Origin of the sequence: Chordicoccus furentiruminis, from assembly GCF_019355395.1 — a bacterium.
In the GTDB taxonomy this organism is placed as follows: domain Bacteria; phylum Bacillota; class Clostridia; order Lachnospirales; family Lachnospiraceae; genus Chordicoccus; species Chordicoccus furentiruminis.
In genome coordinates this window covers 633,820-655,470 of sequence record NZ_CP048829.1, presented here as the reverse complement: position 1 = coordinate 655,470, position 21,651 = coordinate 633,820, and the positions used below count along the sequence as shown (strand labels likewise).

The window sequence follows — 21,651 nt, the reverse complement described above, 5'->3', positions numbered from 1 at the left end:
TGCATGACAGAAAAAAAGAAACCGTTTCTGATCAGCCTTCCTTCCGAGATCCACAGGAACCGGAGGCTGATCGTAAAGCTGGCGAAAAATGATTTCCGGACCCGCTATGCCGGGTCCTATCTCGGCATTATCTGGGCGTTTGTCCAGCCGGTTGTGACCGTACTGGTCTACTGGCTGGTCTTCGGACTCGGTTTCCGGACTCAGACCCAGACGAGCGTACCCTTCGTGCTCTATCTGACCTGCGGCATTGTCCCCTGGTTCTACTGCCAGGAGCTGATGGTCTCGGGCACCAATGTGCTTCTCGAATACAGTTATCTTGTGAAGAAGGTCGTCTTCGAGATCGGCGTCCTGCCGATGGTGAAGGCGGTCTCCGCTTTATTTGTGCATGTATTCTTTGTGCTGGTGGCGATGGTGATCGCGCTCTGCTACGGCATCCGTCCCTCGCTGACGCTGCTGCAGCTGCCGTATTATTTTTTCGCCATGTTCCTTTTCTGCCTGGGCATCGTCTACGGGACGTGCGCGGTCGTGGTCTTTTTCAGGGACCTCTCTCAGATCATCAGCATTTTCATGCAGGTGGCGGTCTGGTCGATGCCGATCATGTTCGTGCTGAAGTCCTTCGAGACACGGTCCTGGGCGTTCCTGTTCCGGATCAATCCTTTCAATTATGTCGTGACCGGCTACCGCGACGCGATCTACGGCCGTACCTGGTTCTGGGAGCACGGATGGTACAATCTCTATTTCTGGACCTGGACCGCGGCGCTGCTGCTGTTCGGCACTCATGTGTTCCAGAAGCTGAGACGGCATTTCGCGGACGTGCTGTAAAACAAAACGGAAAGGCGGTGAACCGGTTCGCCGGAACCGGAGGGAGGCCGGATGGAAGCAGAAAACGCAATCGAGGTATCGCATCTGACAAAGGCATACCGGCTGTACCGGAAGCCCTCGGACCGTCTGAGGGAGGAGTTCGGCATCGGCCGGAAGAAGCACCGGTACTCGAAGGAGATCAGGGCGCTCGACGACGTGAGCTTCAGCGTCCGGAAGGGTGAGACGGTGGGCATCATCGGGACGAACGGCTCGGGAAAATCCACCATCCTGAAGATCATCACCGGCGTGCTGACGCCCACATCCGGAGAGGTGAGGGTGAACGGCCGGATCTCCGCTCTGCTTGAGCTGGGCGCCGGCTTCAATATGGAGTACACCGGGATCGAGAACGTATACCTGAACGGCACGATGATCGGCTTCTCGAAGGAGGAGATCGACGCGAAGCTCGAGGACATCCTCGATTTCGCGGACATCGGCGACTTCGTCTACCAGCCCTGCAAGACCTATTCCTCCGGCATGTTCGTCCGGCTCGCGTTCGCGGTGGCGATCAACATCGACCCTGAGATTCTCATCGTGGACGAGGCGCTCTCGGTGGGCGACGTCTTCTTTCAGGCCAAATGCTACCATAAATTCGAGGAGTTCAAGAAGGAAGGCAAGACGATCCTGTTCGTGAGCCATGATTTAAGCTCCGTCTCGAAGTACTGCGACCGGGTGGTCCTGCTCAACAAGGGCGTCAGGGTCGCGGAGGGCGGACCGAAGGAGATGGTCGATCTCTACAAGAAGCTGCTGGTCCATCTGGGCGACGGGGAGCAGGACGGGAAGAAGAACGAACCGGAGGGCGCCCGGGCGGTGGCGAAGGATGTTCCGCTCACCGGACACCTTCCGATGAACCCCGACACGCTTGAATACGGCGAGGGTCAGGCCAGGATCCTGCAGGTCCTGACCTTCGATCAGGACGGACGGGAGACCAACGCGCTCAACAAGGGAGAGCCGTTTACGATCCGGATGCGGGTGCATTTTACACAGCGCGTGGAGAATCCGATCTTCGCCTATACAGTCAAGAATCTCCAGGGCACCGAGATCACCGGAACCAATACGATGTTCGAGAAGGCGCCTGTTGAGAGCATGGAGGCGGGGGACGAAATCGAGGTCTCCTTCCGTCAGGAGATGAATCTACAGGGCGGCGAGTATCTCCTGAGCTTCGGCTGTACCGGCTATCAGGCCGGATCCTTCCGGGTGTTTCACCGCCTTTATGATGTGCTGAACGTGACGGTGATTTCGGCGAAGAACACGGTGGGCTTCTACGACATGAATTCCGAGGTGACGCTGAAGAAGCTGACGGCGGAGAAGTGAGGGAATGCGATGGATCAGATCATCGGATCGGTGCGCATCAACGAGGACGATTATCCGGGCCGGGACCTTTACTCGGACGGCGCGGTGGAGGACGAGCTGCTTGAGATCGCGCGGAACGAGAACCCGTCCCGCTTCGACATCGTCTGCGCGGAGCGGAAATCATGGCCGGTGATGTATCACTTCTCGTCGGTGCGTCAGAACATTGTCAGCTGGTACCCGTTCCGGAAAACGGACCGGGTGCTGGAGATCGGGTCGGGCTGCGGCGCGGTGACGCCGGCCCTCGTGCGGGCGGCCGGATCGGTCACCTGCGTCGATCTCTCGAAGAAGAGAAGTCTTGTCAATGCGTACCGGAACCGGAACGCGGGCAATCTCGAGATCCGGCTCGGCAACTTCGAGGACGTGGAGAAGAAGCTGCCCCGGGATTATGACGTGATCACGCTGATCGGCGTTTTCGAGTACGGGAGCAGCTACATTCATTCGGATCAGCCTTATGCGGATTTTCTCCGGATCGTGCTGGGGCATCTGCGCCCCGGCGGCCATCTTCTGATCGCGATCGAGAACCGGCTGGGCCTCAAGTATTTCGCGGGATGCCGGGAGGATCATTCCGGCCGCTTCTTCGACGGAATCGAGAACTATCCGGAGACGAAGTATGCCCATACCTTCTCGAAGCCCGCTCTGGTCCGTCTCTTCCGGGAGACAGGAGCGGCGGACTGGACATTCTATTATCCCTATCCGGACTACAAGCTTCCGATGGCGGTCTATTCTGACGGATGGCTGCCGAAGAAGGGGGAGCTTCGGAATAATCTGGTCAATTACGACCGGCAGCGGATGGTGCTCTTCGACGAGACGCGGGCGTGGGACGCGCTGATCGGGGACGGGCTCTTTCCGCTGTTCTCCAACTCGTTTCTGGTGGATCTCACGGGAGGGAAGGCATGATCCTCTTCTCAAAATTTTCCAATGACCGCGGGCCCGCGTTTCAGATCGTGACCGAGATTTCCGAGGAAAACGGGACCAGATCCGTCCGGAAGCGGGCGCTTCGGCCGGAGTCGGAGGCGCATATCGGGGCGCAGGAACGGATCGGACGCGAGCTGGACCGTCTCTTTGCGGGCACGCGCCTCAGAGCGAACCGGGTGCGCCTTGAGGAGGGAGCGGCTGTCTTCGAGTTCCTCGAGGGGGAGACGCTGGAGCAGAAGCTGGACCGCCGGCTTCCGGATGACCTCGACGGCCTGCTTCAGGATCTGGCGGACTTCGCCGCCGAGATCGACCGGACGGCGGACCGGCCGTTTGCCGTGACGGACGCGTTCCGCGCGGTTTTTCCGGAGAAACTCCGTGAGAAAGAATGGATGGCGCCGGCTGTCTCGGACCTCGATCTGGTTGCCGGCAACGTCATTCTGAGGGACGGCCTGTACCATGTGATCGACTATGAGTGGACGATGCCTTTTCCGGTTCCGGCCGCCTTCATCAAGTGGCGGCTGGTGCATTACTATGCGGAGGGCAGCTCTGCCCGGCGGGATCTGCCGGCGGACCGTCTGTACCGCGCCGTCGGAGTTGATCCGGCCGATCTGACTCTTTTTCAGACGATGGAGGAGTCGTTTCAGGCGTGGATCAGCCAGGGCGGCACGCCGCTCTGGAAGCTCTATCCGGAAGTGACAAAGGGCGCGGCGACGCTCGCGGAACTGACCGGCGGCGACGCAGGCCGGGGGAGCTGCGGGGCGCGCGCTGTCCTTTACTTCGATCACGGGGCGGGCTTTACAGAGGCGGATACCGCCGCTCTCACCGCGGATGAAGCGGGACGGATCAGGGCGGATGTTTCGCTTTCGGGAATTCGGGCGGTCCGGCTGGATCCGACGGAGCTGCCGGTCTGCGTCGCGCTCCGCGGCGTCTGGATTGACGGCCGGACGGTTCGTCCGGATCAGATCGGGTCGAACGGGTTCATGGCAGACGGCGGCTTCTATGTCTTCCCCGCGCCGGATCCCCAGCTTCTCTTTTCCGTCCCGGACGGGGCGGCGCGCCTCGTCGTGGAGGCGGAGATCAGAGCCGGACGCGAACAGGTGACGAAGGGTGCCGCCGAAGTGCTCGCCGCGCAGCGGAGAGAGACGCGGGAGCTGGAGGCGCGTCTTGACAGCGCGTATCGGACCGTGGACCGGATGACGGACGCGCTGCGCGCCGCCGAGGCGACGCGGGGCGTCCGCGCGTACCGCGCCGCACGCGCCCGCCTCGGGAAAAGCGATCCGTTTGCCTCCATCCGCCCCGATGTGGCCAACGGCGCGGGCATTTACCTCACGGTGGACCGCCGGAAGCCCGCACCGGACGCGATCCATATTCTCGGCTGGGCTGCGGACCCGGAATTCCCGGGAGAGCGGCTCAGGGTGCTGCGGCCGGACGGCCGCGACGCGTCCGTCCGGATCAGCCGGACGGAGCGGAAGGATGTGACGAAAGCGCTGGGACTTACGGAAGACCGCCGGCCCGGATTTCATATCGAAATCGATTACGACCGTCTCGGCGAGCTGCCGCTGATCCTTCAGGCGGAGACGCCCCGCGGCGTGCTCCGGGAACCGGTGGGGCTGATCGCTGATCCGATCCGGCGGCGCGCGGCGCGGGCGGCGCGCCGGAAAGCGCTGCCGCCGGGAGAAACGCTTCCGGTCACCGGGTACGACGAATGGGCAATGGACCGCGAGAAGACGGAGGCGGAGCGGACCGCGGAACGGGCCGCCCGTTTCGGATATGAACCGCTGATCAGCCTCGTCGTTCCGCTTTACGACACGCCGCCGGCCTTCCTGAAGGAGCTGGTTGACTCGGTACGGGCCCAGACCTACGGAAAGTGGGAGCTCTGTCTCGCGGACGGAAGCCGGACGGACGCGCTGGGCGCCTTCCTTCGGGCCGCCGCACCCGGCGAGAGCCGGATCCGCTATATCCATCTGGAGAAAAACGGAGGCATCTCGGAGAATACCAACGCCGCGATCCGGGAGGCAAAGGGAGAGTGGATCGCCTTTGCCGACCACGACGACGTGCTGGATCCTTCCGCGCTCTGGGAGATCGTGAACGCGGTCAACCGGGATCCGGAGGCGGATCTCGTCTACACGGACGAGGACAAGATGTCCGTGACGGGCCGTTTCCTCTTCGCGCCGAATTTCAAGCCGGATTTTGATCCGGATTATCTGGCGGGCACCAACTATATCTGCCACTTTCTGGCGATCCGCGCGACGCTTCTCGGGGAGACCGGCGGCCTCGATCCGGCCTGTGACGGAGCGCAGGACTATGATCTGGTCCTCCGGGCGTCGGAGAGAGCCCGTTCGGTGGCGCATGTGCCGAAGGCGCTCTATCACTGGCGTTCACACGAAGGATCGACCGCGGCGAGTCCGGACAGCAAACGCTATGCCTTTGAGAACGGGCGGCGGGCTGTGGAAGCGCACTGGCGCCGCCTCGGCGTACGGGCGGAGGTGACGGATACATCCGAAGCCGGTCATTACCGCACACGGTTTGCCGTGACAGGCGAGCCGAAGGTTTCGATTCTGATTCCGAACCGGGACCGTCCGGACCTTCTGTCCCGGTGTGTCCGCTCGATCCTTGAGCGGACGGATTACCGGAACTATGAAATACGGATCATCGAGAATGGAAGCCGGGAGGAGGCAACGGAGAACCTCTACACGAAACTGACGGACGAGGATCCGCGGGTGAAGGTCGTCCGGTGGCCGGAACCGGAATTCAGCTACGCCCGGATCAACAACTTCGCGGCCCGGGAGGCGGAGGGAGAGTACCTGCTCTTCCTCAACAATGATACGGAAGTGCTCGAACCCGGTTGGATGGAAGAGATGCTCGGATACTGTCAGAGACCGGACGTGGGCGCGGTCGGCGCGTATCTGACGTACCCGGACGGCCGGATTCAGCACTGCGGCGTCATCCTGGGAATCTGCGGAGGCGTGGCGTGTCATATGTTCGGCGGCATGAGGGCGGACGCGTTTCCGGAGGGAAGCCGGGCCCGCGCGACCCAGGACGTCAGCGCGGTGACGGCGGCCGCGATGATGACGGAACGAAAGCTTTTCCTCGCCCTCGGCGGCTTTGAGGAATCGCTGGCGGTGGCCTATAACGATATCGATTACTGCCTGAAGGTGAGAGAGCGGAAGCTGCTGGTGGTCGCCGACGCCTACGCGCGTCTCCTTCATGACGAATCCGCTACCCGCGGCTCGGACGCGGAGGAGGCGGACCCGGCGCGGCATGCGCGCCTTGAGCGGGAGGCGGAGATTCTCCGCCGGAGGTGGCCGGACGTCTTTCAGCACGGCGACCCGTATTACAACCCGAATCTTTCGACCGACAGACCGGACTTCTCCCTGCGGGGAGGGATGCCGGCCGACTGACAGACGCAGCCTCCTGCGAGGAAGATCGTCTGCCTGTCCGCCGGCGCAGCTGAGACGCGGAATCAGCCTCCCAGTACGGGAGGAAACCGCATAGGGAGGAGATAATTTGGCTGAGAATGCAGGATTTCTTGTCCGTCAGGACCGGTTTTCCCTCACGGATCCCGGTCTTTATCTGATCACCGGCTGGCTTGCGCCGAGGGCGGAGGTCAGCGCCTCCCTCGACGACGTGCCGGTGAACGTCACGGCCGAAAAGAAAACCGAAAATGTGGACGAGCGGTACGGAGGCTGCGAGACGCTGCTCCGGATGACGCTGGGGACGGAGATCGGAGGACATGCTTTGAGGCTGTACGCGGACCGCGGAAGCGGAAGAAGGCTGTGCTTTGAGATTTCCGTGAAGGCGCTCCGGGCGAAGCAGCGCCCGATCCGGTACTTCATCGACGACGCGGCCGTTCTCCGCCATGATGATCTGATGAGAATTCAGGGCTGGGCGGTGGCGAAGGAGCCGGTCCGGGTCGACGTCTACGGGACGGACGGCGAAAAGCTCGTCAGCCGGGTGGAGCGGTACCGCCGGTACGATACCGTGGAGCTCTTTCCCGAGTACCCGGTCGATCCGTCCGCCGGCTTCAACATTGAGCTGCAGCCGGTTCCAAAGGGCCCGGTCCGCGTCCGCTTCCGCACGGAAGGGGACGAGCTGGTGCTGACGTTTCCGACCGACCGGTTCGGCGTCGCGGCGGCGAAGACCGGACGGTACGCGGAGAAGGCGTGGAAGGCGCTCCGTACACAGGGCCCCCGGGCGCTCGCGTCCAAGACGTACAACAAGCTCTTTAACCCGGCGATGCGGACGGTGGAGTACGGCCAGTGGATCCGGAAGCATCTCCCCTCCGAGCGGGAGCTGGCCCGTCAGCGGAAGGAGCCGCTTCCGGCTCATCCGCTCGTGAGCATCGTCGTCCCCTGCTACCGGACGCCGGAGAAGTACCTCCGGGAACTGGTGAATTCGATTGAGGCCCAGACCTATCCGGACTGGGAGCTGATTTTATCGGACGGCAGCGGGGCGGATTCGCCGATCGCCGGTCTCCTTGACGGGATCGCCGCCGGCGACAGCCGGATCCGGGTGCTGCACCACGAGGCTCGGATGCGGATCGCGGAGAACACCAACGCGGCACTTCATGAGGCAAAAGGGCGGTGGATTGCATTTTCCGACCACGACGACCTGCTGGTTCCCAGCGCGCTGTACGAGTGCATGAGGACGCTCGGCCGGTATCCGGACACGGAGATGATCTACACGGACGAGGACAAGATCGGACCCGGAGACCGCTTCATGCAGCCGAATCTGAAGCCGGATTACGACCCGGATTTTCTCCACTCGGTGAATTACATCTGCCATCTTCTGCTGGTGAGCCGGGCGCTGTATGAGCGGACGGGGGACCTGGATCCGGCCTTCGACGGAGCGCAGGACTACGATTTCATCCTTCGCTGCACGGAACATACATCCGCCATCCGCCACGTGCCGGAGATCCTCTACCACTGGCGCTTCTTCGAGGGGAGCACCTCGGCCAACCCGGAGGCGAAGTCCTACGCCTTCGAGGCGGGACGCCGTGCGGTTCAGGCGTGGTACGACCGGCAGAATCTTCCCGCAGCGGCCGAGAACGGCGAGTATCCGGGACTCTACCGGACGCGCTGGCACTGGAAGGAGGAGCCGCTGGTCTCGGTGCTGATCCCCAACAAGGACCATCTGGACGATCTGCGCACCGCGGTCCGGAGCCTTCTCGGAACGACCTCATACCGGAATCTGGAGATTCTGATCATCGAGAACAACAGCGAGGAACCGGAGACCTTCGAAGGATACAAAGCGCTGATGAAGGAGGATCCGCGGATCCGGACCGTGACCTACAGGGGCGGCTTCAACTACTCGGCCATCAATAATTTCGGCGTGCGTGCAGCGAAGGGAGAGTACTACCTCTTCCTGAACAATGACACAGAGTGTACGAGCGACGCGGTCCGGGAGATGCTGGGCTACGCGATGCGGCCGGACGTGGGCGCGGTGGGTGCCCGCCTCTACTACGGCGACGACACGATTCAGCACGCCGGAGCGATCGTCGGCTGGGGCGGCGTGGCGGGACACGCTTTTGTCAACCAGAAGCGGGGCGTCACGGGATACCAGCACCGGATCATCTGTCAGCAGGACATGAGCGCGGTGACCGCGGCCTGCATGATGGTGCCGGCGAAAGTATTCGAAGAGGCCGGCGGTTTCACGGAGGAGCTTGCGGTTGCCTTCAACGACATCGATCTCTGCATGAAGATCCGCTCGAAGGGGTATCTCATCGTGTACAACCCGTTCGCGGAGCTGTATCATTATGAGTCGAAGTCGAGAGGGCTGGAGAACACGCCGGAGAAGGTCAGCCGCTTCAGCCGGGAAATCGCGTATTTCAAGGAGCACTGGCCGGATATTCTCCGGGACGGAGATCCGTACTACAATCCGAATCTCAGCATGGTGACGCAGGATTTTTCGCTGAAGCGGAACTGACGGCGCGCCGCCGATCGGGAAACGGGCATGCGGAACGGGCATGCCGCCATAAGAAGCATGCAGGAGGAAGAAGATGAAGGTTTTCGTCACAGGAGTGGCAGGACAGCTCGGCCACGACGTCATGAACGAGCTGGCAAAACGGGGCATTGAAGGCATCGGCACGGATCTGAAGGAATCCTATGCAGGTATTCAGGACGGCACGCCGGTCACCGGAATGCCGTACGTGAGTCTTGACATCACCGATCCGGAGGCGGTGCGCCGGACGATCCGGGAGGTCCGGCCGGATGTCGTCGTGCACTGCGCGGCCTGGACCGCGGTAGACAAGGCGGAGGAGATGCCGGAGGTCTGCCGGAAGGTCAACGCGGGCGGAACGGAGAACATCGCCGCCGTCTGCGAGGAGATGGATCTTCCGATGATGTATTTCTCGACGGATTACGTGTTCAACGGCCAGGGAACCCGTCCGTGGGAGCCGGACGATCCCTACGAACCGCTTGACGTCTACGGCCGGACGAAGGCGGAAGGAGAAGAGGCTGTCCGGAAACACCTGAGCCGCTTCTGGATCCTCCGGATCGCCTGGGTCTTCGGGACGAACGGGAAGAATTTCATCCGGACGATGCTGAATCTGGCGAAGACGCACGACACGCTCCGGGTTGTGGACGATCAGATCGGAACGCCGACCTATACCTATGATCTGGCACGGCTCGTGGCGGATATGATCGGAACGGACCGGTACGGCATCTATCATGTGACGAACGAAGGCCCGTACATCTCCTGGTACGAGTTCGCCTGCGCGATCTTCAAGGAGGCGGGCATCGACAGCGTGAGGGTGATTCCGGTGTCTTCCGAGGAATACGGCGCAGCGGCGAAAAGACCGTTCAACAGCCGGATGGACCGCTCGAAGATTCAGGCGGAAGGCTTCGCGCCGCTGCCCGACTGGCATGACGCGCTGGCGAGATATATCCGGATTCTGAAGGAAGAGAAATGATCCGGAAGGGCGAAGGAGACGCGGGAGGATACGTGCATGCAGCTGCCGATCACACCATACAAGATCAGAAAAGCATGGAAATACTGGCGGCATTTCGGGACGAAGGAGTTCATGAACCACCTCATGGACCGGCTGGAACCCGAGGACGTGCCCTACGGGCCGTGGTTCGAGGAGCGCCGGGCGAAGGACACGGAGCTGCTGAGGCAGAGAAACCATCCGCCGAAGGAGAGGCCGCTTATTTCGATTGTCGTGCCGGCCTTCCATACGCCGGAAATATTTCTCCGGCAGATGATCGAGTCGGTCACGGATCAGAGCTATGCGGAGTGGGAGCTGGTGATCGCGGACGCCGGCGCTTCCGATGAGTCGGAGGAGACGGGGAAGAAGCGGCGCAGCGTCCGCGAGGTGACGGCGGAGTGGATGGCCCGGGACAGCCGGATCCGGTATATCCCGCTTGAGAAGAATGAAGGCATCGCCGGCAACACCAACCGGGCGGTCGGGGCGTCCCGGGGCGAGTACATTGCCTTTCTGGATCATGACGACCTGCTGGAGCCGGACGCCCTCTATGAGATCGCTTCGGCGATCAGCCTCCGTCACGCCGACATGCTGTACACGGACGAGGACAAGATCACGGAGGACGGGGGGAAGCATTTCCAGCCCAATTTCAAGCCGGAATTCAATCTGGACCTGCTTCGCTCCAACAACTACATCACGCATTTTCTCGTGGTGAGCCGGAAGCTCGCGGATCAGGCAGGACCCTTTGACGAGACGATGAACGGCGCGCAGGACTACGACTTCATCTTCCGCTGCGCGGAGAAGGCCGCCCGGATCGCGCGAGTGCCGCGGGTGCTGTATCACTGGCGGACGCATTCGGCTTCCACAGCCGACAATCCGATGAGCAAGCAGTACGCCTATGAGGCGGGACGGCGCGCCATTGAGCATCATCTCGAACGGACGGGAACGGACGGCGTCGTGGAGATGCTTCCTGATTTCGGCTTCTACCGGGTGCGGTATCCGGTGAAAGGCGAACCGTTGGTTTCCGTTCTGATTCCGAACCGGGATCAGACGGAGTCGCTGCGGGCATGCATCGATTCGCTGCTCGATACGGGCTATCCGCGGCTCGAGATCATCGTGATTGAGAACAACAGCACCGAAAGAGCAGCCTTCGAGTATTACCGGGAGCTGGCCGCCCGTCCGGAGGTCAGGCTGGTCCGCTGGAAGAAAGGCTTCAATTACTCCGCCATCAACAATTACGGCGAGCGGTTCGCCGCCGGCGACTACCTGCTTCTTCTGAACAATGACGTGAGGGGTACGATCAGCCGCGACTGGCTGACGGAGATGCTGGGCGTCTGTCAGCGGGAGGACGTGGGAGCGGTCGGAGCCCGTCTCTACTATCCGGACAACCGGATTCAGAGCGCCGGCGTGGTGGTCGGAATGGGCGGCATCGCGGGCTCGATGTTCGTGGGACTGCCCCGCGGACGGAGCGGTTATCTGCATAAATCGGCGATTATGCAGGACCTGAGCGCGGTGACGGCCGCCTGCATGATGGTGAAGCGGGAGGCGTTCGAGAAGGTGGGCGGCTTCAGCACGGCGCTGGCCGTCGCGTTCAACGACGTGGACCTCTGCCTCAGAATCGGACGCTCCGGGTACCGGATCGTCTACGATCCTTACGCGGAACTGTACCATGACGAGTCGCTTTCGAGGGGTCCGGAGGATTCGGAGGAGAAGGTCCGGCGTTTTCAGGGAGAGATCGAGACCTTCCGCGAGAACTGGGAGGATGTGCTGAAGGAGGGAGACCCGATGTACAATCCGAATCTGTCGCTGAAAAAATGGAACTATTCGCTCCGGGTCTGAGAGCGTCCGGCCGCGCGCCCGAAGGAGCGTCGGACCGGCGGACCAGTTCCGCCGGCTGCGGAATGATAAGGAAGGCCGGCGAAGGCGGGAGAGAGTCTGATGGCATCGACGATCGCGGTGGTGATTCCCAATTATAATGGAAGAAAGTATCTGGGAGACTGTCTCCGCGCGATCCGCGGCCAGACGCGGAAGCCGGACCGGATCATCGTCGTGGACAACGGCTCATCGGACGGCAGCGTGGCGTATCTCAGGAGGGAATTCCCGGAGACGGAGCGGATCGCTCTGCCGGAGAACACCGGTTTCTGCGGTGCGGTGAACACAGGGATCAGATCCGCTTCCGACATGGATTATGTGTTTCTCCTCAACAATGACACGAAAGCGGAGCCGGGCTGCATCGCCGGACTCATGGATGCGATGGAGCGGGATCCGCGGCTTTTTTCCGCTCAGGCGAAGATGCTTCGGATGGACGACCCGTCCCGGATCGACGACGCCGGCGATCTCTACTGCGCGCTGGGCTGGGCTTTCGCCCGGGGGAAAGGCCGGCCGGAAACCCGATATCAAAAGCCCTGCCGGATTTTCGCCGCCTGCGCGGGAGCGGCCGTCTACCGGACGGCGTATCTGAAGAAAGTGGGCCTCTTTGACGAGCACCATTTCGCTTATCTTGAGGACACCGACATCGGATGGCGGGCCCGTCTCTCCGGGTATCGGAATGAGTTTGTCCCGTCGGCGAGGGTGCTCCATGTGGGCAGCGCCTCCAGCGGCTCGATCTACAATCTTTTCAAGGTGAAGAACTCGTCGCGCAACAGCATCTATCTCATCGCGAAGAACATGCCGCCGCTTCAGATCCTGATCAATCTGCCTTTTCTGATACCGGGATTCGCGGCAAAGGCGGTGTTCTTTGCACGCCGTGGATATGGGCGCGAGTACATCCGCGGACTGGCCGGCGGCTTTTTCCTCGCCCGGAAGGGGGCGGCGGAGGGACGGCGCGTCCGCTTCCGCCCGGACCGGCTGCCGGTCTATCTTGCGATTCAGCTCGAACTCTGGGTCAATATCGTGCGGCGCTTCACCGGCAGGTGAAACGGCGGCTGAATTTTCTTGCCATGTCGCGGGGCTTATAGTATATTTAAGCATTGTAAGCGAGCGGAAGCGCGAGGAATGAGAAGTTGATAGAAGAAAATCAGAGGTATCTGAACAGACTCCTGGCTCTCGTGGATGCCGCCGTCATGGCGCTGACTTACTGGCTGGCATGGTATCTGAAGTTCCGCAGCCATCTGTTTTCCGATCATTCAATCGAATCGGTGCCTTACCGGGTCTATATGATGGCCCTGCCGTTCATCATCCCGGTGATGCTGATTCTCTACTGGGCGTGCAATCTGTACGCGGTGAACCGGATGAAGGGCCGCCGCGTGGAAATCGGCAATGTGATCACGGCCAATATCATCGGTTATCTGGTCTTCATCGTGGCGCTGTTCACGATGCATCTGGATGACTGGTCACGGACCATGATCTTTGTCTTTTTCGTGTGCAATGCAGCCGCGGACATCGCGGTCCGGTTCGGTATCTGGGGGATCGTGAAGCGGATGCGCCGTCACGGGCGCTTCATGAAGAATGTGCTGCTGGTAGGCTACGGGCGTGCGGCGGAGGAGTATATCGACCGGGTGCTGGCAAATCCACAGTGGGGTTACAATATCCGGGGCATTCTTGACGACCGGGCCGAGGCGGGCACCGAGTACAAGGGGATCCGTGTGCTGGGCCGGATTGACAATCTGATGATCATCCTCCCGGAAAATCACCTGGATGAGATCACGATCACACTCGGCCTTTCCGAGTACTACCGGCTGGAGGCGATCGTGGCGCTCTGCGAAAAGTCCGGTGTGCATACGAAACTCGTCCCGGACTACTACAACATTATCCCGACCAGACCGTATACCGAGGACATTCTCGGACTGCCGGTGATCAATATCCGGTACGTCCCGCTGTCAAATGCATTTCCCGCGATGATCAAGCGTCTCCTGGATATCATCGGGAGTCTCGTCTGCATCGCCGTCTTCTCGCCGCTGATGCTCCTGTTTGCCATCCTGATCCGGACGACTTCGCCGGGACCTGTCATCTTCCGGCAGGAACGGGTGGGCCTTCACAACAAGCCTTTCATGATGTATAAGTTCCGTTCCATGGTGGTGCAGGACAACCGGTCGGAAAAAAGGAAGTGGACGACCCGGGACGATCCGAGGGTGACGCGTGTCGGCCGTTTTATGCGGAAGACCAGCATTGATGAGCTCCCGCAGCTGTTCAACGTCCTGAAGGGGGACATGTCGCTGGTCGGACCGCGCCCTGAGAGACCGTATTTTGTTGAGAAATTTCAGGAAGAGATCCCGCGGTACATGGTAAAGCATCAGGTCCGTCCCGGTATGACGGGATGGGCCCAGGTTCATGGCTACCGCGGCGACACATCCATTCGCAAACGGATCGATTACGATCTTTATTATATAGAAAACTGGACGCTGGGACTGGATGTCAAGATCCTGTTCCTCACGGTTTTCCGGGGATTTGTCAACAAAAACGCGTATTGAAATCGAGGAATGAAGCATGTCTGATTCGGGAAGAAACAGGAAAAGGAAAAAGAAAAAAGCACCGCTGGTGATCTTCGTGATCGAGATCATTGCGCTTGTCGTGCTGGCGGCCGGCATCTTTTTGTTTGCCCGTCTGAACGCGGGGCTCGGCGGCATCGGTTCGGCGGGGACGGCCGGTACGGTGACAACCGGCGGCGGTACGGTGACCGGCGGTGCCTCTGCGGCAGCAACTCCGGACCCGAACTTTGACGCGGACGCGGCGGAGGAGAACAGCGAGGTAGCTTCTTCCGAGAAGCTGAAGGGATACACCAACATCGCGCTCGTCGGCATCGATACCCGCGACAGCAAGGAGATCGATTACGCGAACAGCGACACGATGATCATCGCGAGCATCAATAACGCCACGGGCAAGATCCGCATGGTCTCTCTGTACCGTGACACGCTGCTGAACATCGGGAAAAACCTGACCTATAACGTCAAGCAGGGAGACAGCGATGATCTGGGCGACATCGTCGATGACGGCGGCGATGGCGGCGACTACGACAACGGCGGAGACACCGGCGGTGATGTCGTCGATGACGGCGGCGATGGCGGCGACGATGGCGGCGACGATGGCGGCAACTACGACGACGGCGGCGATGACGATAACGGCGGCGGAAGCAGCAGCGACTACGACAACGGCGGCGATGATGACAATGGCGGCGGAAGCGGCTATGTCGACAACGGCGGCAGAAGCAGCAGTTATTATGACAACGGAGGCACAAGCAGCAGCTATTACGACAGCGGCGATGATGAAAACGACGGCTCGTCCTCGGTGAACGTGGACGATCTCTACAATAACAACGACAGCTTCAGCACCAGCGACAGCGCGGTCACCAAAGTGGAGAACTACCAGCTGGGCGAGACGAAGGCGGAAGGAAACTACGACAAGGCGAACGCCGCTTATCAGAACGGCAGCGCGAAGCAGCTTCTTTCGATGCTCAACAAGAACCTTGATCTGAACATCCATGACTATGTCGTGGTGGATTTCAACGCAGTGGCGAAGCTGGTGGACGACCTCGACGGCATCGATGTCTGGATGACAAAGCAGGAAGTCGTTCATATGAACAATTACTGTGTTGAGACCTCCAAGGCCACCGGCCTTTCCTATACGCCGATCGAACCGTCGGAGGAGGCGGCCAACTATCATCTGAACGGCGTGCAGGCGGTTTCGTATGCCCGGATCCGCTATACGACCGGCAATGACATGAAGCGCACCCAGCGTCAGCGGGTCGTCATCAATAAAATCGTCGACAAAGCCAAGTCCAGGGGACTGACGACCGTCAACGCGATGATCAACGACGTCTTCCCCTACTGCAAGACGTCCTTCTCGGCGGCTGAGATCATTCAGATGGCGACGACGCTGTTCGGCGGCGAGATCGAGAAGACGACCGGGTTCCCGTTCGAGCATCTGGAGAAAAAGGTGGTCGTGGGGACGAACGCGCTTGACTGCGTCGTGCCGGTCACGCTGGCGGACAATGTGAAGGAACTGCATGAGTTCCTGTTCGACGAACAGGACTATCAGGTGAGCTCGACGGTTCAGCTGTACAGCGAAGATATTCAGACACTGTCCAATCTGACCGAGTCGAACCGGGATCTGGCGAAGAAGAACAGTGTCATCGGCGCGTCCGGCGGCGAAGCCGACGTGGTAAAGTAAGGCGTTTCAATATGGGGCTGGCTACCGTGGACGTGATTATTCCGTCCTTTTATCCGGACAGATCCTTCCGGGATCTGATAAAAAGACTGTCGAAGCAGTCATATCCTGTGTCTCATATCCTCATCGTCAACACGGAGGAGAGCGGGTGGGACGACTCGCTCGTTGAAGGCATCGGCAATGCAGAAGTGTTTCATATCACCAGAAGGCAGTTCGATCATGCCGGCACGAGAAATATGGGTGCCGGCTTCTCTGACGCCGACTATCTGATCTTCATGACGCAGGACGCGGTGCCTGCGGACGAACATCTGATCCTTCATCTGCTGGAACCCTTCGAGGATCCGGTGGTGAAGGCGTGTTACGCGAGACAGCTTCCGAAGGCGGACTGCCGGATACCGGAGGGCTTCGTTCGTTCCTTTAATTATCCGCCGGAGTCACATGTGCGAGGCGCGGAGGATCTCAGCCGGTTCGGCGTCAAGACGTTTTTCTGCTCGAATGTCTGCGCCGCGTATGACGGGGAAACATTCCGGAAGCTGAAGGGCTTTTCCGTACCGGCCATCTTCAATGAAGACATGATCTACGCGGGACGCCTCATCGCGCTGGGATTCCGGATTGCCTATGCGGCGGAGGCGGAGGTCTATCATTCTCATAATTATACCAACCGCCAGCAGTTTCGCCGGAATTTCGACAACGGCGTGTCGCAGGCCATGCACCCGGAAATCTTTGCCCATGTTCCGTCGGTATCGGAGGGCGGACGGCTTGTCCGCTATGTCTCACGGCGTCTGATCCGCGTGCACCGGGGTTATCTTCTGCCGGGCTTCTGGCTGCAGTGCGCGTTCCGGCTGGCCGGCTTCCGGCTGGGATGTTCCTATCAGCGCCTGCCGGCCCGTCTCGTCCGCCGGTGTTCGATGAACCCGGTCTTCTGGGACAGAATGGCGAAAAGAAGGGAGGACGCGGGAAGATCCTGAAAAAGATCTGTTCACTTTTTCACAGCCGTACCATCACATAATCATCACAAATATTGATTATCCTACTTCTGTAATCAGACAGACGGCCTGTCTTACAGGTATACGGTCTGATGTGAACGATCAACGGACCGTTCCTTCCGGCGGCGTATCGGCGGACAGAGGGGTGGACGGCTGAAAAGAGGAAGAGATAAATGGACAGAACAACGAAGGACTTTTATGACGACGTCAATGACCGGAAGACGGAAGGCTCAGCCGGAGCGCCCGCGGCGGAAACGGGAGAGAAGCCGGAGATTCCGGCGAAGGATCAGGGAGTGACGAAGCCCTGGGAGAAATACATCCCGGCGGACGGACCCGCCCGGGAAGACAGGACCGGCACGGAAAATGAGAATAAAAAGCCGGAGACATCCGCCCCGGCGGACGGTTCTTCCCGGGAGGATAACAAAGCATCCGGGTCATCTGCCGCTGTCGGATCCGCTGTGCCGGAACCGGACGGAGAGAAAGCTGCGGACGGCGCGTCAGTGACTTCGGACGAGAGCAGCCGGGCGGATAGACCCTATACCAGCCGCTACGACGCGTACCGGTTCCAGACGCCCGAACCGTCCGGCGGAGACGGAGGAAACGGAGGCGGGCGCGGGCCGCGGAACGGCGGTGAGCCGAAGGACCCCCGCCGGCATTCCCGGATGCGGACTGTTCTGATGGCGGTCGGCCTCTTCGTCGCGCTGGTGCTGGCCGTCGCGGCGGTGGCACTGGGCGTCTCCCGGACACGGCTGAAGGACGGAAGCTCAGGCGGTACGGACAGCGGAGCCTCTTCCGGCATTGTGATCGGAAACAGCGAGTCGTCAGCGTCGTCTGACAATGCCGCGTCCTCGTCGGAGGAAGCGGCTGCATCTGAAGCCGGAACGGACAGCGCCTCAAAGACGGAGAGCGCTTTGTCCACGGCGGAATCCGCATCTTCCGACAGCGCGGAGCCGGCGGAATCCGCGGCTTCGGATGCTGAGAAAGCCGCAGGCGATATGCAGATCGGCAGCGGGAACGCCAGTGAGAAGGATCTGACGGTCCCCGAGGTGGTCAGCAAGGCGATGCCGTCGATGGTTTCCATCACCAACGTCTCCGAGGAGGAGTATGAGAACCTGTTCGGGCAGACGGAAAAATATCAGGATGTCAGCGCCGGCAGCGGCATCATCGTCGGGAAGACGGACAAGGAGCTTCTGATCGCGACGAACAACCATGTGATCAGCGACAGCGACGAGATCACGGTGACATTCTGCGACGACGAGGCGGTCGAAGGCACGCTGAAGGGCGCGGACGCCGACAATGATCTTGCGATCGTGGCGGTCGCTTCTTCGGACATTCCGAAGAAGACGCAGAAGAAGATTTCGATTATCGCTGTCGGTGATTCCGATTCCACCCAGGTCGGCGAATCCGTGGTCGCGATCGGCAACGCACTTGGATACGGTCAGTCGGTTTCGAGCGGCATTATCAGCGCGCTGGGACGCCAGGTGACCGATTCCGACGGCACCGTCCGGACCATGATTCAGACGGACGCCTCCATCAATCCGGGCAATTCCGGCGGCGCTTTGCTCAACATGAAGGGAGAGCTGATCGGCATCAACGAGGCGAAACTGGTGGATACCAGCATCGAGGGTGTCGGCTATGCGATCCCGATGGCGACGGCTGAGCCGATTCTGGAGAAACTGGGAAGCAAGGAGGCAAGGACGGCGGTCAGCGCTGACAAAGCGGGATATCTGGGCGTGACCGTGATGACGGTGCCGTCCGCGGCGACCAGCAGCGGATACCCGTCCGGCGTGTATGTCTCCGGCGTGACAGCCGGAGGGCCTGCGGACAAGGCGGGCCTTAAGGAAGGCGACGTGATCACGGCCGTCGACGGAAATTCCGTCAAGGGCAACGAGGACTTCCTGAAGGAGCTGAAGTATTATGCGGCGGGCGAGACCGTTTCGCTTTCGGTGAGCCGTCTTAAAGGCAGCAGCGGATTTACCAAGGTATCGGTGGATGTCACGCTCGGAAGCCGGAAGGAAGCGCTCGGATCGGATCAGACGGATTCGTCAGCATCGGACGCGGAGTCGGCGGATTCCTCGGAGGAAAGCGGGCGGATTGAAGGGAATTACGGAAATCTCTTCGGGGACGACGGGGTTTTCGGAGGATTTGGAAACTGAACGGAACAAAGGGGCAGGCGGATGGGATGATCCGCCTGCCTTTCGTTTAGAAAAAGTTTACTTGAGGCCCCGATTTCAGGGCCTTATAATAAAAAGAACGCCGGAGAAGGCGTGAATCATACAGGGAAAGCAAGGAATCATCGAGAATATGGCGGAAGATAAGAATAAAACGGAGGAGGAGAAGGACGAAGGCTTCTGTTCGATCTGCGGTCGTCCCGCGGAGAAGGCAGGACGACTTCTTCATATGCCGAACGGCATGTCTGTCTGTGAGGACTGTCTGCAGAAGAGCATGGATGCGTTTCAGTCACGTCCGGAGCTGAAGTCACTCGCGGATCAGTTCAAAAACATTTCCTTCGTCAATCTGAGCGACCTTTTCGGGGGCGGCGCGCAGGAGCCCGAAGCGGAAACGAAAAAAGAGGCAGAACAGCCCCGGCCTTTCCGGATGAAGGATGTGCCGCAGCCGCACAGAATCAAGGCGGAGCTTGACCGCTATGTCGTGGGTCAGGAGAAGGCGAAGAAGATCCTGTCCGTTGCCGTCTACAACCATTACAAGCGGATCATCACAGAGGAACGGCGCGCGGACGCCCGCAAGGAAGGAAAGGCTGAGAAAGAACTGCCGGTTGAAATCGAAAAATCGAATGTTCTGATGATCGGCCCCACCGGATCGGGCAAAACGTATCTGGTCCAGACGCTGGCGAAGCTGCTGGACGTGCCGCTGGCGATCACCGACGCCACGTCGCTGACCGAGGCGGGCTATATCGGCGACGATATTGAAAGCGTGGTGTCAAAGCTGCTGGCCGCATCCGGCAACAGCGTCGAAAAGGCGGAGCACGGCATCATTTTTGTCGATGAGATCGACAAGATCGCGAAAAAGAAGAATACGAATCAGCGGGATGTCAGCGGCGAAGCGGTGCAGCAGGGCATGCTGAAGCTGCTGGAAGGCGCGGAGGTCGAGGTTCCGGTCGGTGCGACCAGCAAAAACGCCATGGTCCCGATGAGGATGGTGAATACGAAGAATATTCTCTTCATCGTCGGGGGCGCCTTCCCCGGGCTTGAGGATATCATCAAGGAACGGATGAACCGGCACAGCTCGATCGGCTTTCACGCGGATCTGAAAGACAAGTATGACGATGAGCCGAATCTGATCCGCCACGTCACGACGGAGGATCTCCGGTCCTTCGGCATGATCCCCGAATTTCTCGGACGTCTTCCGATTCTCTGCCCGCTGGAGGAGCTGACGGCGGATATGCTGGTGAAGATCCTTTCCGAACCGGAGAACGCCATCATCCGGCAGTATCAGGCGCTGCTGGCGATGGACGAGGTGAAGCTGACGTTTGAGAAGGAAGCGCTTGAAGTGATTGCGCAGCGGGCTTTGGCGATGGGAACCGGCGCGAGAGCACTCCGGTCGATTCTTGAGGACTATATGCTGGATATCATGTACGAGATTCCGAAGGACGACAGCATCGGAGAGGTTGTCATCACAAAGGACTATGTGGAACGGAAGGGGAGCCCGCAGATCCTGCTTCGCGGCACCATGCAGCTGGGAGCGGGACGGGGCTGAGAAAGGAGAAAAAAGATGGCAGATGACTTTTTTACGGATTTAGGAAAAACGATTTCAAAGGCGGGACAGGCGGCGGCCGAGAGGACGAGCTCGTTCATCGAGGCGGCAAGACTCAGCTCCCAGATCAGCGGGGAGCAGAAGGAAGTGCAGGCTCTTCTGCAGAAGGTGGGTTCCGTGATCGCCCGCCGGTATGCGGCCGGTGAGATTGAACTCGGGGAGGAGGAGAAGGGGCTTCTCGGCGAGGTGGCCTCGCACAAGGCGCTGATCCTTGATCTCAAGGGCAAGCTCGCGAGGGCAAAGGGTCAGAAGGTGTGCCCGAACTGTGAGGAACTGATCGACGCGGACGCGGCCTTCTGCCCGAAGTGCGGGGCGCCGGCTCCGGTGAAAGCGCCTGCCGATGAGACGGACGTTTCCGATGCGTCTCCGGCTGCGGAAGAGAAGGGTCAGGAAGAGGCCGGATCGGAAAGCGGCTCCGAAGCGACGGAGAAGGAACAGCCTGCGGCGTCCTGTGCGCCGGAAGAGGATGAGAATCCCTCCGGAGAAGCGGACGCTGCGCTGGAAAACCCGGAAGGCGGCGCCGAACCCGGGAAACAGGACGAAGAAACCTCGAAGGATGAGGTGCCGGGCGCTGAATTCACCGAGGTGAAGGATCAGACGGCCGATGAGACGGCCGCGATGGATGCGACGTTCACGACGGTGGACGATGCCGAGAAGACGGAGCGGAAGGAAAGCGAAAGCTGAGGAAGATGTCTTCCGCGTATAACCGGCCGCGCCGGACGCGGCCGGGGCAGGATTTTC

General features: G+C 60.4%; 14 protein-coding genes. All 14 read left to right on the top strand.

The window, feature by feature from the left end; translation table 11 throughout:
- The first annotated feature begins 3 nt into the window (after positions 1–3).
- The 14 genes from G4C92_RS03095 (at position 4) to G4C92_RS03030 (ending at position 21,594) form a co-directional block, all read left to right on the top strand.
- The gene (locus G4C92_RS03095; RefSeq protein WP_274941141.1) at positions 4–822 is read left to right on the top strand and encodes an ABC transporter permease; all 819 of its coding nucleotides are present in this window, start codon (positions 4–6) and stop codon (positions 820–822) included.
- A gap of 51 nt (positions 823–873) precedes the next feature.
- Complete coding sequence (locus tag G4C92_RS03090) at positions 874–2,172, top strand: ABC transporter ATP-binding protein (RefSeq protein WP_274941140.1); 1,299 nt, start codon at positions 874–876, stop codon at positions 2,170–2,172.
- Between the two features lie 9 nt (positions 2,173–2,181).
- Entirely contained in the window at positions 2,182–3,108 is a 927-nt protein-coding gene (locus G4C92_RS03085; RefSeq protein WP_274941139.1) for a class I SAM-dependent methyltransferase, read from the top strand.
- Positions 3,105–6,527: a glycosyltransferase family 2 protein gene (locus G4C92_RS03080; protein WP_274941138.1), complete on the top strand. Its 3,423-nt coding sequence runs from the start codon at positions 3,105–3,107 to the stop codon at positions 6,525–6,527. The genes G4C92_RS03085 and G4C92_RS03080 overlap by 4 nt, the downstream gene beginning before the upstream one ends.
- Positions 6,528–6,633: 106 nt before the next feature.
- Positions 6,634–9,051 carry a glycosyltransferase family 2 protein gene (locus tag G4C92_RS03075; protein WP_274941137.1) on the top strand — a complete coding sequence of 806 codons (2,418 nt, stop codon included), beginning with the start codon at positions 6,634–6,636 and terminating at the stop codon, positions 9,049–9,051.
- Between the two features lie 73 nt (positions 9,052–9,124).
- Positions 9,125–10,036, top strand: a complete 912-nt coding sequence (rfbD, locus tag G4C92_RS03070) for a dTDP-4-dehydrorhamnose reductase (RefSeq protein ID WP_274941136.1) — start codon at positions 9,125–9,127, stop codon at positions 10,034–10,036.
- 36 nt (positions 10,037–10,072) lie between these two features.
- Positions 10,073–11,887, top strand: a complete 1,815-nt coding sequence (locus tag G4C92_RS03065; protein ID WP_274941135.1) for a glycosyltransferase family 2 protein — start codon at positions 10,073–10,075, stop codon at positions 11,885–11,887.
- Positions 11,888–11,986: 99 nt separating this feature from the next.
- Entirely contained in the window at positions 11,987–12,964 is a 978-nt protein-coding gene (locus G4C92_RS03060; protein WP_274941134.1) for a glycosyltransferase family 2 protein, read from the top strand.
- An 86-nt stretch (positions 12,965–13,050) separates the two neighbouring features.
- Positions 13,051–14,457, top strand: coding sequence for an undecaprenyl-phosphate glucose phosphotransferase (locus G4C92_RS03055; RefSeq protein ID WP_274941133.1), 1,407 nt, complete (start codon positions 13,051–13,053; stop codon positions 14,455–14,457).
- A gap of 76 nt (positions 14,458–14,533) precedes the next feature.
- Positions 14,534–16,153, top strand: a complete 1,620-nt coding sequence (locus G4C92_RS03050; RefSeq protein WP_274941132.1) for an LCP family protein — start codon at positions 14,534–14,536, stop codon at positions 16,151–16,153.
- An 11-nt stretch (positions 16,154–16,164) separates the two neighbouring features.
- Complete coding sequence (locus tag G4C92_RS03045) at positions 16,165–17,118, top strand: glycosyltransferase family 2 protein (protein WP_274941131.1); 954 nt, start codon at positions 16,165–16,167, stop codon at positions 17,116–17,118.
- Between the two features lie 191 nt (positions 17,119–17,309).
- Positions 17,310–19,292: a S1C family serine protease gene (locus G4C92_RS03040; RefSeq protein WP_274941130.1), complete on the top strand. Its 1,983-nt coding sequence runs from the start codon at positions 17,310–17,312 to the stop codon at positions 19,290–19,292.
- A 148-nt stretch (positions 19,293–19,440) separates the two neighbouring features.
- Positions 19,441–20,853, top strand: a complete 1,413-nt coding sequence (gene clpX, locus G4C92_RS03035) for an ATP-dependent Clp protease ATP-binding subunit ClpX (RefSeq protein ID WP_274941129.1) — start codon at positions 19,441–19,443, stop codon at positions 20,851–20,853.
- A gap of 15 nt (positions 20,854–20,868) precedes the next feature.
- The gene (locus tag G4C92_RS03030; protein WP_274941128.1) at positions 20,869–21,594 is read left to right on the top strand and encodes a zinc-ribbon domain-containing protein; all 726 of its coding nucleotides are present in this window, start codon (positions 20,869–20,871) and stop codon (positions 21,592–21,594) included.
- Positions 21,595–21,651 lie beyond the last annotated feature (57 nt).

What these genes read in the sequence shown, in the direction of transcription:
- G4C92_RS03040 (WP_274941130.1), top strand. Translation starts at nt 17,310, where the DNA reads ATGGACAGAACAACGAAGGACTTTTATGACGACGTCAATGACCGGAAG.
- G4C92_RS03045 (WP_274941131.1), top strand. Translation starts at nt 16,165, where the DNA reads ATGGGGCTGGCTACCGTGGACGTGATTATTCCGTCCTTTTATCCGGAC.
- G4C92_RS03065 (WP_274941135.1), top strand. Translation starts at nt 10,073, where the DNA reads ATGCAGCTGCCGATCACACCATACAAGATCAGAAAAGCATGGAAATAC.
- G4C92_RS03095 (WP_274941141.1), top strand. Translation starts at nt 4, where the DNA reads ATGACAGAAAAAAAGAAACCGTTTCTGATCAGCCTTCCTTCCGAGATC.
- clpX (WP_274941129.1), top strand. Translation starts at nt 19,441, where the DNA reads ATGGCGGAAGATAAGAATAAAACGGAGGAGGAGAAGGACGAAGGCTTC.
- G4C92_RS03060 (WP_274941134.1), top strand. Translation starts at nt 11,987, where the DNA reads ATGGCATCGACGATCGCGGTGGTGATTCCCAATTATAATGGAAGAAAG.
- G4C92_RS03030 (WP_274941128.1), top strand. Translation starts at nt 20,869, where the DNA reads ATGGCAGATGACTTTTTTACGGATTTAGGAAAAACGATTTCAAAGGCG.
- G4C92_RS03090 (WP_274941140.1), top strand. Translation starts at nt 874, where the DNA reads ATGGAAGCAGAAAACGCAATCGAGGTATCGCATCTGACAAAGGCATAC.
- G4C92_RS03085 (WP_274941139.1), top strand. Translation starts at nt 2,182, where the DNA reads ATGGATCAGATCATCGGATCGGTGCGCATCAACGAGGACGATTATCCG.
- G4C92_RS03080 (WP_274941138.1), top strand. Translation starts at nt 3,105, where the DNA reads ATGATCCTCTTCTCAAAATTTTCCAATGACCGCGGGCCCGCGTTTCAG.
- rfbD (WP_274941136.1), top strand. Translation starts at nt 9,125, where the DNA reads ATGAAGGTTTTCGTCACAGGAGTGGCAGGACAGCTCGGCCACGACGTC.